Below are 17,357 nucleotides of genomic sequence, written 5' to 3' on the forward strand. Positions count from 1 at the left end.
TTTGTTACCAAAAGAATCCAACCACAACAGCGGTTACAATCAACAGAATGACTGATAATGTTCTATAATTTTTATACCAAGGTAACCCCGTAAGATCTTTTGATTCTTCTGCAAACATCTCTCTTTTATAGGTATATTCCTTGATTTGCTGTTCTGATTGGGGTTTGGTAGACAAACTAACTACAATATGCAGGATTACACAGATTACAAACAACCATGTCGCTTTGGCCAAAAAATGAAGTTCATTAACTTCGGGCACCCAATCAAAAGTCTGCGAAAGAATCATTAAAATAGCCAGAGAAAACCCGGTTAGTAAACTTACAATAGAACCTGTACCGTTAGCGCGTTTCCAAAATAACCCTAAGATGAAAGTAGATACTGCTGGCGGACAAGTATATGCAATTACTAATTGTAGATAGGTCCAAAGAGAATCACTTACACTTTCTATAAAAGGAACCCACGAAATTGCTAAAACTACCAAAATAATTGTAGTAATTTGACCAACTCGAACCAATTGCTTACTTGTTAAATCTGGTCTTAATTGTCTCACAAAATCCATAGTAACCAAGGTTGAAGCCGAGTTGAACGTTGCAGATACAGATGACATCATCGCCGCCATTAATCCAGCAACTACAAGACCCAATACCCCAACTGGTAATAATTGAAATAATAATACCGGATAGGTAAGATTAGGGCAATCGGCAAGATTATTGCAAACCTCTCCATTGGTTAATCCATAGTTAAGTCCTGAAATATCCAAAGTACTAAACAAAAGTAATGCTAATACACCAGGAACCACCATAATGAAAATTACAGGTAGTTTTAATAGTCCGGCAAAAAGTGCTCCCCATCGACCATGATTTAAATCTTTGGCTCCTAATACCCGTTGCACCATAAATTGGTTATTTGCCCAAAAGTAAAACCCTAATAAAGGAACTCCTGTTAATAATCCCCACCATGGCATAAATTCGTCATTACTTGGGCGTACCAAACTAAATACATCTTCAGAGTTTTGCGGTATGTACTTACCTTCGGCTGCACGATCGCCAAAGTTAACTTCGCCGGCAGATAGCATTGCATCCAGTTTGGCCATCATACCAGACCATCCGCCTCCTAATTGATCAAAGGCAAAATAGGTAAGTAAACAGGAACCTAATATCAATAATATTGCTTGAATAACTTCTGTTTGGATTACAGAATTAAGCCCTCCTGGTATTGTATAAGCTGCTGCAGCAACCGCAAGAATAATCAAAATAAGAGTAGAGTCTAATGAGGGGAATAGCAATGTTAAAACAATCTTACCTACATATAAACCAGCTGCCGTATCTACCAAAATATTACCTACCACGGTAATAAAGGAAAAGTAATATCTGGATCTGCTATCGTATCGCCTTTCTAAAAACTCGGGCATCGTATACACACCGGATCTTAAATAAAAAGGAAGAAAAAATATGGCGAAAAATATTAAAACCACCACAGCAAACCATTCGTAGTTGTATACATTTATATTGGTTTGATATGCATCAGATGCCAATCCAACCAAGGTAGAACTAGAAATATTTGCCGAGAATAAAGCAATCCCTACAATGGGCCAGGTCATTGTTCGCCCCCCTAAAAAATAATCCTCTGAACTCCCTCTTTTTGATTTTGATATTCCGTAGATAATAATTCCGATTAAATAAACTACGATGACAGTAATGTCAATATACGATAACTCGTTCATGTGTGAAGTATTTAAGCTAAACCAAAGTTAAATGTTTCTAAAGTAAAAGAGTTTGGGGAAAGGCTTTAAAAACTAAAGTTGTTTAATTTGTGTTAAAAATTTACTGAATATACAAGATTCTTGTAAAATGGATAAAATTTTATTCATCAAAAACGTTAAAATTAATTATACAAACGTTTGTATTGCGAAATTTTCAACAAAAATGTTAATCATCTTTTAAAAATCTAATATTCCGAGTAAGTCCAGAGAACTGCGTTCTCTTTACCGCAGATTTCTGAAAAACTTTAGAAAACACTTCTTGGGTAATTTCTTCCCAATCTTTCTTTGACATTTCTAAAAGTTCAGGTTTTGGGTTAAATAATGGCTCATTATGAGGTTTCGAAAAACGATTCCATGGGCACACATCCTGACACACATCACATCCAAACATCCAATTATCAAATTGTCCTTTATAATCCTTGGAAATCTCATCTTTTAGTTCAATTGTGAAATACGATATACACTTACTACCATCTACTACATAGGGTTCTACAATAGCCTGTGTTGGGCACGCATCAATACAAGCCGTGCAGGTACCACAATGATCTGTTACGGGTGTATCGTATTCAAGTTCAAGATCAACAATAAGTTCGGCAATAAAATAGAAAGAGCCCACTTGTTGAGTAAGAAGGTTGCTATTTTTTCCAATCCATCCCAGTCCACTTTTTGCCGCCCAGGCTTTATCTAAAACAGGAGCCGAATCTACAAAGGCTCTTCCCTGCACTTCGCCTATTTCCTCTTGAATGAAATGTAATAACTGTTTTAATTTATCTTTTATCACGAAGTGATAATCGGTGCCATAGGCATATTTGGATATTTTGGGAGCATCAGGATCTTTTTGACCTTCGGAAGGGTAATAATTAAGTAAAAGGGAGATTACACTTTTTGAACCTTGGACCAATTTTGTTGGGTCCAAACGCTTATCAAAATGATTCTCCATATACTTCATCTCGCCATGCATCTGATTATTAAGCCACTTTTCTAATCGCGGAGCTTCTTCTTCAAGAAATTCGGCTTTGCTAATACCACAAGATAAAAACCCAAGTCGTTTGGCTTCGGTTTTTATACGTTGCGAATATGTAGTTCTAAAATCCACAATACAAATTATCTTGGTTTAAATCTTAACCCAGAAGATGCCGGCTTTAACGTAATTAATGGTTTTACCTCAATGCCATCAAAATGCGGCAACACTTCATAGTCACGAAGTAATTCGCTTATAACCAAAATCATTTCGTACATGGCAAAATTATTACCAATGCACATTCTTGGTCCCGCACCAAACGGGAAATACCAATCCGAATATTCTTTTTTATCAATTTTGGGGTCAAATCGATCAGGATTAAAAGTATATGGATCTTTCCATAAGTCTTTATGTTTATGTATCTCAAAAAATGAAATAAGAATCATTGTTCCCTTTTTAAGAACAAGATCACCAAAGGTGTCTTCGGCTATGGCCACACGATCAGAAAAATATGCAGGAGGATAGAGTCGCATCGATTCTTCTATACATTGTTTAGTATACTGCAATTTTGCAATTTGCTCTAAAGGTTGCACATCACTATTGTCAAAAACCATTATTTCACGATATGCTTTGTCTTGTATTTCTGGATGTTTGGCAAGTAGCATTAATGTAAACGTTAATGCATTTGAAGTCGTTTCATGCCCTGCGGTAAATAGAATTAAAATTTCATCAATGAGTTGCTCATTATTCATCACGCTACCGTCTTCATATCTTGCCGCTAACAACATATCAAGTAAATCATGATGTTCTGCCTTAGATCTTTTACGTTCTTCAATAATCCCATTCAAAATAGCCCGTGCTTCTTGGGTAAGCTTTAGTGTTCTCCCTATTTTTCCACTTAAATAGAACCACCATCTTTTGTAAGGCTGTCTTATTTCTTTAATCAAGGTTTTTTGCGCCTCTTGTGTAATGTGTTGAAGTCGGGAAATAGTGTCTCCAGTATCTGTATAACTAAATAGTGATTTTGCTACGACTCTAAAGGCCAAATTACTCATCAAAGGAAAAACATCTATGGTTTCATTGGGTTTAATTTGAGATAATTCTTCTTTAATTACACTGTAAATAGTACCAATAATTTCCTCAAGTTTCTTTTTATGAAAAGCTGGCTGGATTAATCTGCGCTGTTTTAACCATTTTTCACCATCAGCCGTTAACAAGCCCTCCCCAATGTATTTTGCCAAATCTTTGGTTTGCAAAGAAGACTTGTGGTAATTTCTATGATTTTTTTGTAGGGTATGTTTGGCCAGTCCCGCATCACGAGTAAAGATTACACTTTTGCCAAATCCCAAATTTACCCTGAAGATATCCCCATGTTTTTCGAAGTTCTCATTATGAAAGGGTAAAGGGTTTTTTAGAATCCTGCTGGCATTCTTAAGTACTTTGAAAAATGAAACTGTTGGGAGACTATTACTCATACTATTGGGCTATCATAAGCTAAAAAATAGGTGTTTTTAAAAAAGTCCACCTTGAATTCCTCCTTTTATTCGTCCCAGGTGTTTGTATGCAGCCTCGGTTACTTCTCTACCTCTGGGAGTTCGTATAATAAACCCTTGTTGAATCAAGAAAGGCTCATACACTTCTTCTATTGTTTCTGCACTTTCGCTCACTGCTGTTGCCAAGGTAGTAATACCTACAGGTCCCCCTTTAAACTTATCTATTAACGTACTTAAAATTTTATTATCCATTTCGTCCAGTCCATGAGCGTCTACATTAAGCGCTTTTAACGCAAATTTTGAAATCTCTATATCGATTGTACCATTTCCTTTTATTTGGGCAAAATCACGTACTCTGCGTAATAATGCATTGGCAATACGTGGTGTCCCTCTACTTCGACCTGCAATTTCTATGGCAGCTTCCATAGAAATAGGGACTTTTAAAATATGTGCACTACGCTGCACTATGGTAGATAGTAATTCTGTAGTGTAATATTGAAGCCTGGATTGAATCCCGAATCGAGCTCTCATAGGTGCTGTAAGTAGTCCCGAACGTGTGGTCGCTCCAACAAGAGTAAACGGATTAAGATTGATTTGTACCGTTCTTGCATTTGGACCACTTTCTATCATGATATCGATTTTATAATCCTCCATCGCCGAATATAAATATTCCTCGACAATCGGGCTCAAACGATGAATTTCATCTATAAACAGAACATCCCTATCTTCTAGATTGGTTAACAATCCCGCAAGATCCCCTGGTTTATCCAAAACAGGTCCCGATGTAACCTTGATACCCACTCCTAATTCATTAGCCAGAATATGTGCCAAAGTCGTTTTACCTAAACCTGGGGGACCATGAAATAAGGTATGATCTAATGCATCATTCCTCATATTGGCAGCTTGAACAAAGATTTGAAGGTTTTCTAACACTTGATCCTGACCTGCAAAATCTTCAAAAGCAAGGGGTCTTAATGCTCTTTCGATATCAAGCTCCTCATTGCTAAAATTTTCGTTTGTGGGATCCAGGTTTTCGTTCATGTCTTTCTATCTAGCTGTTTTTTCTTCTATCTTCTGAATAAAAACAAATATAATGTAAAAAGAAAAAGCCTTTTCATTTTTGTGAAAAGGCTTTACAATATTTTTAAACATCCAATTAATGATGTAATTCTTCTTCTCCGTCTTGTAGCGGTGTAATCTGAGACACCCAATCCTGTCCGGCGATTACATACTCTCCGTTTTCTTTGGTCTTACTATAATCATAAGGCCATCTGTATACATGAGGAATCGCTCCTGGCCAGTTACCGTGCATATGCTCTACAGGGGTAGTCCATTCTAAGGTATTTGATTTCCATGGGTTCTGAACCGCTTTCTTACCATAGAACATAGAGTGAATGAAGTTATACAAGAACACTAACTGTGCCGCCGCAGTAATAATCGCAAATACGGTAATTAGAACATTGGTATCTGCCAAATCATCAAAGTATGGGAAATTAGAATTCGTATAATATCTACGTGGCAATCCTGCCATTCCTATAAAGTGCATTGGGAAGAAAACTCCATACGCTCCAATTGCAGTAACCCAGAAATGAATGTACCCTAAGTTTTTATTCATCATTCTTCCGTACATCTTTGGGAACCAGTGATACACCCCTGCAAATAAACCATAAAGCGCAGAGATACCCATTACCAGGTGAAAGTGTGCAACCACAAAATAGGTATCGTGAACGTTGATATCCAAAGTGCTGTCTCCAAGGATAATCCCCGTAAGACCACCTGTGATAAATGTAGATACAAGACCAATAGAGAATAACATTGCAGGGTTAAGTTGCAAGTTACCTTTCCATAGTGTTGTTATATAATTAAATGCTTTTACTGCAGAAGGAATTGCAATCAATAACGTTGTAAAGGTAAATACAGACCCTAAGAATGGGTTCATACCTGAAATAAACATATGGTGACCCCAAACTATAGTTGAAAGGAATGCTATCGCTAAAATCGACGCAACCATCGCTCTATATCCAAAAATCGGTTTACGTGCGTTTGTTGCAATAATTTCAGATGTTATTCCTAATGCCGGTAATAATACAATGTATACCTCTGGGTGCCCAAGGAACCAGAACAAATGCTCGAAAAGTACTGGTGAACCACCTTGATTATGCAATACCTCTCCTTGAATATAAATATCACTTAAGTAAAATGAAGTACCAAAACTTCTATCCATAATCAACAACAGTGCTGCCGATAATAAAACAGGGAACGATACGATACCAATGATAGCGGTAACAAAGAAAGCCCAAATCGTTAAAGGCATTCTTGTCATAGACATCCCTTTAGTTCTAAGATTGATTACTGTTACCACATAGTTCAATGAACCAAGTAATGATGAAGCAATAAATATTGCCATAGAAACCAACCAAAGTGTCATACCTGTACCAGAACCACCGATAGCCTGTGGCAATGCACTTAACGGAGGGTAAATAGTCCATCCCGCAGATGCAGGTCCAGCTTCAGCAAATAATGATAATACCATAATCACACTACTTAAAAAGAATAACCAATATGATATCATATTTAAGAATCCCGAAGCCATATCACGTGCTCCTATTTGCAATGGAATAAGTAAATTACTAAAAGTACCACTTAGACCTGCAGTAAGCACAAAGAATACCATGATTGTACCATGTATCGTCACCAATGCCAGATAAATGCTTGGATCCATTATTCCATCTGCACCAAATTTACCCAAGAAAATTTCGTAAATAGTAAATTTATGATCTGGCCATGCCAATTGCATTCTAAACAAAATTGACATTGCAATACCAATAATACCCATGATCAAACCAGTAACCAAATACTGCTTTGAGATCATTTTATGATCCTGGCTAAAGATATATTTGGTGATAAATGTCTCTTTATGGTGGTGCCCGTGATCGTCGTGTCCGTGATCGTGGTTATCTCCGTGTGTTGCTGACATAACGCTATTTCTTTTTTAATAAAATATTAATCTTTTCTTTTTCTTCTTAGTTACTTGCTTGAGCGGATAACTGCTCTCCAAAAGTCTGTTGAGTTTTTAACCAAGCTTCATAATCTTCTTCAGACTCAACAACGATTTTCATTTGCATATTGTAGTGAGATGCTCCACAAATCTTGTTACATAAAAGATAATACTCAAATGTATAAGGCTCTAAAGCTTCGTCACCTGCAGCAACTAATTTTTTGCTCTTTTCTTTTCTAATTTTGTTTATAGTAGCAACTTTTTCTACCATAAAATCACTATTTCGCATCTCTTCAGAAGTAATAGTAGGGGTATAAGAAAATTCAGTAATCATACCAGGTACTACATTCATCTGTGCTCTAAAGAAAGGCATATATGCTGAGTGCAGAATATCCTGCGATCTCATTTTAAAAATAACTTTTCTGTTAACTGGTAAATGTAACTCGGTAGTTATCTTATCATCTTTTCCGTAGTTATCAGAAGCATCAATACCAAGTGTATTAATTCCCTCAATAAAGCGAACATTTGCCTTTCCTAGTACATTATCTTCACCAGAATATCTTGCTCTCCAGTCAAATTGATAAGCATATAACTCTACAATTAACGGATCTCCTTCTTCTTCATCAATATTCATGATATCTGTCCAGGTAAACAATCCATATATAATTAATCCTGCTAAAACTATAACTGGAATAATTGTCCAAATAAACTCTAGTTTATCATTATCGGCAAAGAACAAAGCTTGGTTTTCTTTCTTCCCTCTGTATTTATAGGCAAAATAGTGCAACAAACCTTGTGTAATAATCTGTACAAACATGATTAAAACCATAGAGATCAACATCAATTGATCATAATCTACACCATGCTCTGAAGCTGATTCTGGTAAGAAAAAGCTATTATATTTTACAAAACAAAAAATGGTCAATAAGTAAATGAATATCACAAAACCAAGCATAAGCTTACCTTGCATATTATTATCTTTATCATTTGCTACTTGAGAATTATCAGCATCTTTTAATTGTGACAATTTCAGAATCTTGGACATCTGCCACAATGTGATCCCGAAAAGTGCTATAACTACTATGGTTAAGAATACAGTCATTTTTATCTATCTTCTTTTAATACAATTCAAATTTTAATAATGGAAATGTTTACTTTCCTCTAAATATGGGTTTCCTTTTGCCAGCAATGGAGCTTTAGTAAGTGCTCTAAACACAACAAACAAGAATAGTCCTAAGAATAACAATACAGCGCTTATTTCGCTTATACCGATAAACCAAGACTCGCCAACCGTTGCAGGCATTACCATATTATATACATCTATATAGTGTCCTAGAAGAATTACAATTCCTGCCATGACCACAAACCAATTAACCCGTTTGAAATCACTATTCATTAATACCAATAGTGGGAATATGAAATTCATTACTAACATTCCAAAGAAAGGTAATTTATAATCTTCTATACGAGTAATGAAATACGTAACCTCTTCTGGTATGTTTGAATACCATATTAACATGAATTGTGAGAACCAAAGGTATGTCCAAAAGATACTGATACCAAACATAAATTTAGCTAAATCATGTATATGGCTGTCATTTACAAAGTCTAAATATCCTTTTGATTTCAGGTAGATTGTCATCAATGCAATAGTTGTAATTCCTGAAACGAATAAACTCGCAAATACATACCAACCGAATAATGTACTAAACCAGTGTGGGTCAAAACTCATAATCCAATCCCAAGACATCATAGATTCTGTGTAGATAAAGAATACTAAGAACCCAGCTGAGATCTTGAAACTCTTTTTATACCACTTATTCCCTTCTGGTTCTTCATCTTGTTTTCTCGAATACTTTATAGCAAAGTGACGATAAAGCAACCATCCCCCTAAGAAGATCGCTGCTCTAATGATAAATCCGGTTCCATTTAACCAACCTGATTTACCTTGAATCAATTTATCATGCGCTACTACTTCGGGATCTGCCCATACAAATAAATGATTTACATGGAAACCAGACAAAGCAAGAATCACAAAAAGAATAATCCCACCTGGAACCAAATACGCAGTGATAGCTTCCATCACTCTAAACAGTACAGGAGACCAACCAGCTTGCGAAGCAAATTGTATGGCATAAAATGCCAATACCCCAAGGGCAATCATAAAAAAGAAGAATGCTGCCACATATAGTGAAGCCCAAGGCTTATTTTGTAATTGATGTAAAACATGCTCGTAGTGTGCATCTCCTCCATGAGCGTCTTCTTCATGTCCTTGACTATGATCGTTTGCCGCGGCATGAGATTCACCGTGACCCTCACCATGAGCATCGTGAGCTGCCATCATTTCTTTTACCTCTTCTACAGATTCAGGTCTATCTGCAAATCCAATAATAAGACCTACAAAACCTACAACCATAAGAATGATAGAAAATAATCTTAATCTATTTGATAGCGTATACATATCTTTATAATATCGTTATTCTTAACTTTTTTAACTATGCACTAGTGTGCGTTACTATGCTCTTCTGTTGATTCGTGATGTTCTTCAGTTTTTGGTGCAACAACGGCAACCTCTGTATCAATTCTAGGGGCCTTCCCTTCAAGATCGGCTTTTAGCTTTTCTACATACTGAACAATCTGCCAACGTTCATGTTCACTTGTTTGAGAAGCATAAGATCCCATAGAGTTTATTCCATAATACATCACGTGATAAATACTTCCTTCAGTAATCGCTCTCCCTACATCATCATAACTAGGAACACCAAGAATTTTTTCTCTTTTTACCAAGATACCTTTACCATCACCTTTAGCACCGTGACAAACAGCACAATAAATATCATACAAAGCCTTTCCGGTTTCTTCATTTTCTTTGGTATACTTAATAGGATTTTTCAAAGAATCCTTAGCTTGTTTATAACCTTCATTCGAATTTTCGATGTCGTAAGGCATCCATCCTCTTGGAATTGACCCTTCTGCGGGTAACATTGCCTCTTGTCCTCCCGGGAAAACTGCATACTCACCATACGTTTCGTAACTTAATGGTTCATACATGTTAGGCATATATTGATAATTAGGTTTTGAATCTTTTTGACAAGAAACCACACTAATTATTACTACTGCTAATGCTAATATTTTTATAGTATTCTTCATTATTACTAATGGTTATCTTCTTCCTTATCTATTACTTTAATTTCTACAGCTCCCGTATCACCTAATAAGTTTGTAACCTTATTAAGATCGTTATTACCTGGATCAATTTCCATTAAAAAATGGTCATCGGTAGTTCTTACATCTGGATTTTCAGCTTTTTTGAAAGGCCATAATTTACTTCTCATGTAAAAAGTAATCACCATCAAGTGAGCTGCAAAAAACACGGTAAGCTCAAACATAATAGGAACAAAAGCAGGCATGTTTTCGATGTAGCTAAAACTTGGTTTTCCACCAATGTTTTGTGGCCAATCTTCAATCATAATGTAATTCATCATTGTGATTGCAACCGTAAGCCCAACACAGCCATACATAAATGCCGTAATTGCTAAGCGTGTATGGGGTAAGCCCATTGCTTTGTCTAACCCGTGGACTGGAAAAGGGGTGTATACCTCTTCAATATGATAATGCTCTGCACGAACTTTTTTTACTGCGTCCATAAGGACATCATCATCTGTATATAATGCATGTATAACTTTTGATGCCATACTCTAGTTATTTTTAAGTTTTTCGGCTTGACCAGCCCAATCATCACGTTGTGCTCTTCCTGGGAACGATCCGGTGATATTATCTAATAAGTTGTATTCTTGTTCGGTCATTTTACTAACCTGATCAAAAGTAAATATCCCAATTTCATTCAGTTTCTTTTCCATCACTGGTCCAATACCATTTACTTTCTTAAGATCATCTGCAGTTTGAGTTGCAGGATCAAATGTTCCTAAATTACCCAAAAGATCATTGATATCGTCTTCACTAGCTTCTACTTTTTCAGCTTTGGCTGGTGCTTCTTCGGCAACTACTTTCGCTTCAGTTTTAGGAAGTTCATCTCTATGATCTTTTCCTGCTTCTCTAAGCTTTTTATACTTCTCTCCAGAAGATTTCAAAATTGTCTTTACTTCGGCTTGTGCTATTACCGGGAACGTTCTTGCATATAATAAGAATAACACAAAGAAGAATCCGATAGTACCTATGAAAATACCTATATCTACAAATGTTGGTGAGAACATTGTCCAAGAAGACGGTAAGTAGTCTCTGTGAAGCGAAGTCACAATAATTACAAATCGCTCAAACCACATTCCTATATTTACTACAATAGATATAATGAAAGAGAACATGATACTTCTTCTTAGCTTTGGGAACCACATAAACTGCGGAGAGAACACATTACAAGACATCATTGCCCAGTATGCCCACCAGTAAGGTCCTGTTGCTCTGTTTAAGAATGCATACTGTTCATACTCTACTCCAGAATACCATGCGATAAATAACTCTGTGATATACGCCACACCAACTATAGAACCTGTAATCATGATTACAATATTCATTAACTCTATATGCTGGATGGTAATATAGTTTTCTAAGTTAGATACTTTTCTCATGATAATAAGAAGCGTATTTACCATGGCAAATCCAGAGAAAATTGCCCCTGCAACGAAGTACGGAGGGAAAATTGTAGTGTGCCATCCTGGAATAACAGAAGTAGCAAAGTCAAAGGATACAATGGTATGTACAGAAAGTACAAGTGGAGTTGCCAAACCTGCAAGTACCAAAGACACCTCTTCGAAACGCTGCCAATCTTTTGCTCTACCACTCCATCCGAAAGATAAAATACTATAAATCTTTTTGTTAAACGGTGTAATAGCTCTATCTCTGATCATTGCAAAATCAGGCAAAAGACCAGTCCACCAAAAAACTAATGAAACTGATAAATACGTTGAGATCGCAAACACATCCCAAAGCAGCGGAGAATTAAAGTTTACCCATAATGATCCAAATTGGTTTGGAATAGGTAATACCCAATAGGCCAGCCAAGGTCGACCCATGTGAATGATTGGGAATAACCCTGCCTGAATAACTGAGAAGATGGTCATCGCCTCTGCAGAACGGTTAATTGCCATTCTCCATTTTTGACGGAATAACAAAAGTACTGCCGAAATAAGAGTTCCTGCGTGACCGATACCTACCCACCAAACAAAGTTAGTGATATCCCAGGCCCATCCAACCGTTTTATTTAATCCCCAGGTTCCTATACCTGTAGAAACTGTATATATAATACAACCTATTCCCCAAAGGAAAGCAAAGAGTGCGATAGAAAACACAATCCACCAAGATTTATTTGCTTTACCTTCAACCGGCGCCGCAACATCGACTGTTACATCATGATACGTTTTATCTCCGGTTACTAAAGGTTTTCTTATAGGTGCTTCGTAATGAGACATAATCCTTTATATATTGAATTGATTCTTTATTTAGTTAATTAGGCTTCTGTAGTATTTCTTACTTTAGTTTGGTACATCACGTTAGGTTTTGTTCCAACATGCTCAAGTAAGTGATACATACGCTTATCCTCTTTAAGTTTAGCAACTTTACTATCCTTATCATTGATATCTCCAAATATCATTGCTCCAGATGAACAAGCTGCAGAACAAGCTGTTTTAAACTCACCATCTTTGATCTCTCTACCATCTCTTTTGGCATCCAAAATAGTCTTTTGAGTCATTTGAATACACATAGAGCATTTTTCCATAACCCCTCGAGAACGAACAGTTACATCAGGATTAATTACCATTCTCCCAAGATCATTATTCATGTAGTAATCGAACTCGTCATTGTTGTTATACAAGAACCAGTTAAATCTACGCACTTTGTAAGGACAGTTATTTGCACAATATCTTGTACCCACACAACGGTTATAAGCCATATGGTTTTGACCTTGTCTACCATGCGATGTAGCCGCTACCGGGCATACCGTTTCACAAGGAGCATGGTTACAGTGCTGACACATTACTGGCTGGAACACCACTTGCGGATTGTCTGATGGACTTTCCATCTCTCCAAACTCTGACAAGGAACTTCCAAGACCTGCGATGTTATCTTTCTTCACATTATCTGTTTCGAAAGTATCCTGTGAAGAATAGTATCTATCGATACGCAGCCAATGCATATCTCTAGATCTCCGCACTTCAGACTTACCAACAACCGGAACGTTATTCTCTGCATGACAAGCAATTACACAGGCACCACATCCTGTACAAGCATTTAAATCAATAGAAAGATTAAAATGATGCCCTACAGAACGATCAAACTCATCCCATAGATCAACTTCTGGAGAAGTAACCTCATATTCAATATGATTTTTACTTACTTCAGGAATAGCATTCCATTCGTGCTTATCTTTTGTATTGAATATTTCGAGAGTCGTTTCTTTTACAATATCTCCACGACCCATTAATGTATTATGCAACTGCACACACGCAAACTCGTGCACACCTTCTGCTGCAGAAACAGAAACATTTTGTACTGCATTAAGGTTTTGATATAAAGCATAGGCATTTACACCAACGCTCATTTCTTCCTTAAGCCCTTTAGATTTACCATAGCCCAATGCTAATCCAACAGAACCTTTTGCTTGCCCTGGTTGAATAATCACAGGAACAATTACTTCTTTACCAGCAACAGTTACTTTGGCATAACTACCATTTAAAGCTCCATTGGCCACATTTTCATTGGTCAATCCTAATTCCGATGCATCGGCTCTAGAAACCGTTAAATAGTTATCCCAAGATGCTCTTGTAATAGGATCAGGCATCTCTTGTAACCAAGGGTTATTAGCTTGTTGGCCATCACCTAATGAAGTTTTGGTGTATAAGGTAAGTTCTAACCCATTTGATTTTGCAACCGATAATCTTCTAGCCGCAGCTCCAACATCGGGTCCTGCTATTGCTGCAACTGGTGCGGTCTCAAGATTAGCAGCATCTCCTTCTGGAGTATCAAGTGCTTCTACTAATTCTTGTTTTGGTAATGCAGGTTTTACTAAAACCCCATCCTGTAGTGCTTTGTTCCATGAAGTCCCTCCAAGGATTCCAGTCCAAGCACTCTTTATATAATTATAATAACTATCGGTATTTCCAGTCCACGTTAATAATGTTTCTTGAAACTGTCTAGTATCAAATAATGGCTTAATAGTTGGCTGCATAAGGCTATAACTTCCCTTTTTCAGCTCAACATCTCCCCAAGATTCTAAATAGTGCGGAGTAGTAGCCACATAACTACACAATTCGGCAGTCTCATCATTATGCATACTAAATGCAACGGAAACCCCAGAAGCATTTACTTTTTCAAGACCTGCCTTGAATTCGTCTGCATTTGGAAGCGAGTACACTGGATTTACTCCAGCGATTAATAGTCCGCCAACGCGGCCCGCATTCATATCTTTCACAAGTTGACTAACAGCTTTTGCATCTCCCTTACGAATAGTACGTGGAGTACTTTCATTGAAAGCCTTACTCTTTATAGCTTTATTAATTGCCAACACTACAAGTTGTGCATCAACATCCTGGATACCAGAAACCACAACCGCATTTCTTCCGGCTTTCTGTATTTGCTTGGCAGCTTTAACTACTGCAGCATCCAAATTCGCTCCCAAAGAACTCTTAGAGCCAGAACCCGTTACATAAGCATACAATGCGGCTAACACTTGTTTTTGTTGTGAAGGCGTAATTGCAACTCTTGTATCGGCATTCGCTCCAGTAAGAGACATATTTGACTCAAACTGTATATGTTTGGACATTTTTCCATTTTTAGGAATACGACCTTGAGCATACCCACTATCATATCCTCCTCCTTGCCAATCTCCTAAAAAGTCGGCACCTACACTTACAATAGTATTTGCTTTAGAAAAATCGTAATCGGCTAAAGCTCGCTCCCCATACATACTTTGATACGCATCCAAAGCTTCACTTTGAGAAACTGCATCATAAACAACATGAGTTACATTTTGATATTTTGCTTTAAACTCTGCTATTAATTTAGAGGTAGATGGACTTGCATATGTTTGAGTAAGTAGTACCAATTGCTTTCCTCCCAGAGATTTAAGCTTGGCTCCTACTTCTTTATCTAAATCTGCCCAACTAATATCTTCACCAGCTTTTTTAGGACCTTGAAGGCGTGAGCTATCGTACAATGATAATACCGAAGCATGTACTCTGGCATTGGCATCACCATTTGATGTGGCCAAATCATTGTTTTCTACCTTGATTGGTCGACCTTCTCTCGTTTTTATTAAAACACTAGCAAAATCAAACCCATCTGCAATTGTGGTTGCATAATAGTTGGCAACTCCAGGAACGATTCTTTCGGGTTGCACTACGTAAGGAATTGATTTCTTAACAGGACCTTCACAAGCCGCCAACGTAGCAGCAGCAGTACTAAAACCTACATATTTAAGAAAATCACGTCTAGAGGTTGAAGAACTCTCTAAAGATGACTTATCTCCTAAAAACTCGTCTGTTGGAATTTCCTGAACAAACTCGTTTTGCTGTAGCGTCTCAACAATAGAGCTGTTTTCGTTTAGCTCTTCAACACTTTTCCAGTATTTCTTGTTTGATGACATATATAATTGATATTAGCTTCTTACTATTTTCCGAATTTCGGATAAAATTTTATTAATAATGACATTTACCACATTCCAGACCACCCATTTGAGCTGCTGTTAATTGGTCTACACCATATTTTTTAGAAAGTTCTTTATGAATCTTCTCATAATATTTATTATCTGCAACTTTCACATTAGTTTCTCTGTGACAGTTAATACACCATCCCATTGTTAACGGAGCGTGCTGATACATAATTTCCATTTCTTCTACAGGACCATGACATGTCTGGCATTCAACACCTGCTACACTTACATGCTGCGAGTGATTAAAGTATGCAAAATCAGGTAAATTGTGAATACGAACCCATTTTACTGGCTCTGTTTTTCCAGTATAGGACTGTGAATCTGTGTCCCAACCAACCGCTTTGTAAAGCTTTTGGATCTCGCCATCATAAAACTCTTTTGAGTAATCTTCAGTAGCTGTTGTTTCAGCAACCTCACTAATAGACTTATGACAATTCATACATACATTTAAAGAAGGAATACCAGAGTGTTTAGAAACCCTGGCAGAAGAGTGACAGTATTTACATTCTATTTGGTTATCACCTGCATGTATTTTATGAGAATAATGAATTGGCTGTATTGGAGCATAACCCTGATCAACACCAACCTGCATGAAATATCCGTACACGAAATACCCACTAGCCAGCAACAAGAAAATTGCAGTTACCAATACTAAAAATTGATTTTGAATAAATGCTTTCCAGATCGGAGTTCTGGCTTCAGCTTCTGGCAACGCTACATTATTTGCTTCGGCAAAACTTCGAAGTGTTTTGTTAACCAAAAACAGCACTACCATAAGCATCAAAAACACTAATGCCAGTATTGCAAGAACAACATTAATTGAAACTCCAGAACCGCTTCCGCTTGCTGTATCAGTAGCTGCGCCGGCAGCAACAGCAACAGGCTCAGCTTTAGGAACCATTACATAAGCAAGAATGTTATCGATATCAGTATTTGACAACTGAGGAAAAGCATTCATTGCTGTTTTGTTATACTCTTCATAAATGGCAACGGCTTGAGCGTCTCCCGCAGCGATCATAGCTGCACTGTTTTTAATCCAAGAGTACAACCATTCTCTCTCATATTTATCAGCTACCCCAAAAAGAGCAGGACCTGTCATCTTTTTATAACGTTTATGACATGCCGCACATAGAGATTTAAACAACTCTTCTCCTTTGGCCACATCTCCTCCAGATGAAGCTTCTGTAGCAGCTGCATCGGCAGTTGCTTCTTCCTGTCCAAAAACAGGATTAAGAAAAGTAAATAAAAAAACAGTTCCTAGGATTAGGATTTTGGAGGCTGAATTTCGGTATTTCACCTGTTTCATATTATTAAGTAGAATTATCGTCTTAATTTTGGTACGGTTTTTTCACTAACCTCATAAAAAGCTATAAAAAAACCGGCACTTTTAATTCGACGACAAAAGTACTATAATAAGTCGATTTTAGAAATGTTAGAGAACCGTTAACTGCTAATTTATAATAATTCTAAATAATAAT

The 17,357-nt window shown here is 37.0% G+C and carries 12 protein-coding genes; all 12 read right to left on the reverse strand.

What is annotated here, in order from left to right:
- Positions 1–4: 4 nt before the first annotated feature.
- Positions 5–1,723, reverse strand: a complete 1,719-nt coding sequence (locus U6A24_RS01585) for a sodium:solute symporter (RefSeq protein ID WP_324178182.1) — start codon at positions 1,721–1,723, stop codon at positions 5–7.
- 205 nt (positions 1,724–1,928) lie between these two features.
- Positions 1,929–2,858 (reverse strand): tRNA epoxyqueuosine(34) reductase QueG, encoded by a 930-nt coding sequence (queG, locus tag U6A24_RS01590; RefSeq protein ID WP_324178183.1) that lies wholly within the window; start codon positions 2,856–2,858, stop codon positions 1,929–1,931.
- Positions 2,859–2,866: 8 nt separating this feature from the next.
- Positions 2,867–4,198 carry a cytochrome P450 gene (locus tag U6A24_RS01595; protein ID WP_324178184.1) on the reverse strand — a complete coding sequence of 444 codons (1,332 nt, stop codon included), beginning with the start codon at positions 4,196–4,198 and terminating at the stop codon, positions 2,867–2,869.
- Positions 4,199–4,234: 36 nt separating this feature from the next.
- Positions 4,235–5,257, reverse strand: coding sequence for a Holliday junction branch migration DNA helicase RuvB (gene ruvB / locus U6A24_RS01600; RefSeq protein WP_324178185.1), 1,023 nt, complete (start codon positions 5,255–5,257; stop codon positions 4,235–4,237).
- 115 nt (positions 5,258–5,372) lie between these two features.
- The gene (locus U6A24_RS01605) at positions 5,373–7,193 is read right to left on the reverse strand and encodes a cytochrome c oxidase subunit I (RefSeq protein ID WP_324178186.1); all 1,821 of its coding nucleotides are present in this window, start codon (positions 7,191–7,193) and stop codon (positions 5,373–5,375) included.
- 46 nt (positions 7,194–7,239) lie between these two features.
- On the reverse strand, positions 7,240–8,316 hold the full coding sequence (locus tag U6A24_RS01610; protein ID WP_324178187.1) for a cytochrome c oxidase subunit II: 1,077 nt from the start codon (positions 8,314–8,316) through the stop codon (positions 7,240–7,242).
- Positions 8,317–8,349: 33 nt separating this feature from the next.
- Positions 8,350–9,675 carry a quinol:cytochrome C oxidoreductase gene (locus U6A24_RS01615; protein ID WP_324178188.1) on the reverse strand — a complete coding sequence of 442 codons (1,326 nt, stop codon included), beginning with the start codon at positions 9,673–9,675 and terminating at the stop codon, positions 8,350–8,352.
- A 41-nt stretch (positions 9,676–9,716) separates the two neighbouring features.
- The gene (locus U6A24_RS01620) at positions 9,717–10,364 is read right to left on the reverse strand and encodes a c-type cytochrome (protein ID WP_324178189.1); all 648 of its coding nucleotides are present in this window, start codon (positions 10,362–10,364) and stop codon (positions 9,717–9,719) included.
- Between the two features lie 5 nt (positions 10,365–10,369).
- Positions 10,370–10,909 (reverse strand): DUF3341 domain-containing protein, encoded by a 540-nt coding sequence (locus U6A24_RS01625; RefSeq protein ID WP_324178190.1) that lies wholly within the window; start codon positions 10,907–10,909, stop codon positions 10,370–10,372.
- 3 nt (positions 10,910–10,912) lie between these two features.
- Complete coding sequence (nrfD, locus tag U6A24_RS01630; RefSeq protein ID WP_324178442.1) at positions 10,913–12,643, reverse strand: NrfD/PsrC family molybdoenzyme membrane anchor subunit; 1,731 nt, start codon at positions 12,641–12,643, stop codon at positions 10,913–10,915.
- A gap of 35 nt (positions 12,644–12,678) precedes the next feature.
- The gene (locus U6A24_RS01635) at positions 12,679–15,813 is read right to left on the reverse strand and encodes a TAT-variant-translocated molybdopterin oxidoreductase (RefSeq protein ID WP_324178191.1); all 3,135 of its coding nucleotides are present in this window, start codon (positions 15,811–15,813) and stop codon (positions 12,679–12,681) included.
- Positions 15,814–15,865: 52 nt separating this feature from the next.
- Positions 15,866–17,185 (reverse strand): c-type cytochrome, encoded by a 1,320-nt coding sequence (locus U6A24_RS01640; RefSeq protein WP_324178192.1) that lies wholly within the window; start codon positions 17,183–17,185, stop codon positions 15,866–15,868.
- Between the last annotated feature and the right edge of the window lie 172 nt (positions 17,186–17,357).

Origin of the sequence: Aquimarina gracilis, from assembly GCF_035285365.1 — a bacterium.
Lineage (GTDB): Bacteria > Bacteroidota > Bacteroidia > Flavobacteriales > Flavobacteriaceae > Aquimarina > Aquimarina gracilis.

What these genes read in the sequence shown, in the direction of transcription:
- U6A24_RS01585 (WP_324178182.1), bottom strand. Translation starts at nt 1,723, where the DNA reads ATGAACGAGTTATCGTATATTGACATTACTGTCATCGTAGTTTATTTA.
- U6A24_RS01595 (WP_324178184.1), bottom strand. Translation starts at nt 4,198, where the DNA reads ATGAGTAATAGTCTCCCAACAGTTTCATTTTTCAAAGTACTTAAGAAT.
- ruvB (WP_324178185.1), bottom strand. Translation starts at nt 5,257, where the DNA reads ATGAACGAAAACCTGGATCCCACAAACGAAAATTTTAGCAATGAGGAG.
- U6A24_RS01605 (WP_324178186.1), bottom strand. Translation starts at nt 7,193, where the DNA reads ATGTCAGCAACACACGGAGATAACCACGATCACGGACACGACGATCAC.
- U6A24_RS01610 (WP_324178187.1), bottom strand. Translation starts at nt 8,316, where the DNA reads ATGACTGTATTCTTAACCATAGTAGTTATAGCACTTTTCGGGATCACA.
- U6A24_RS01615 (WP_324178188.1), bottom strand. Translation starts at nt 9,675, where the DNA reads ATGTATACGCTATCAAATAGATTAAGATTATTTTCTATCATTCTTATG.
- U6A24_RS01620 (WP_324178189.1), bottom strand. Translation starts at nt 10,364, where the DNA reads ATGAAGAATACTATAAAAATATTAGCATTAGCAGTAGTAATAATTAGT.
- U6A24_RS01625 (WP_324178190.1), bottom strand. Translation starts at nt 10,909, where the DNA reads ATGGCATCAAAAGTTATACATGCATTATATACAGATGATGATGTCCTT.
- U6A24_RS01635 (WP_324178191.1), bottom strand. Translation starts at nt 15,813, where the DNA reads ATGTCATCAAACAAGAAATACTGGAAAAGTGTTGAAGAGCTAAACGAA.
- U6A24_RS01640 (WP_324178192.1), bottom strand. Translation starts at nt 17,185, where the DNA reads ATGAAACAGGTGAAATACCGAAATTCAGCCTCCAAAATCCTAATCCTA.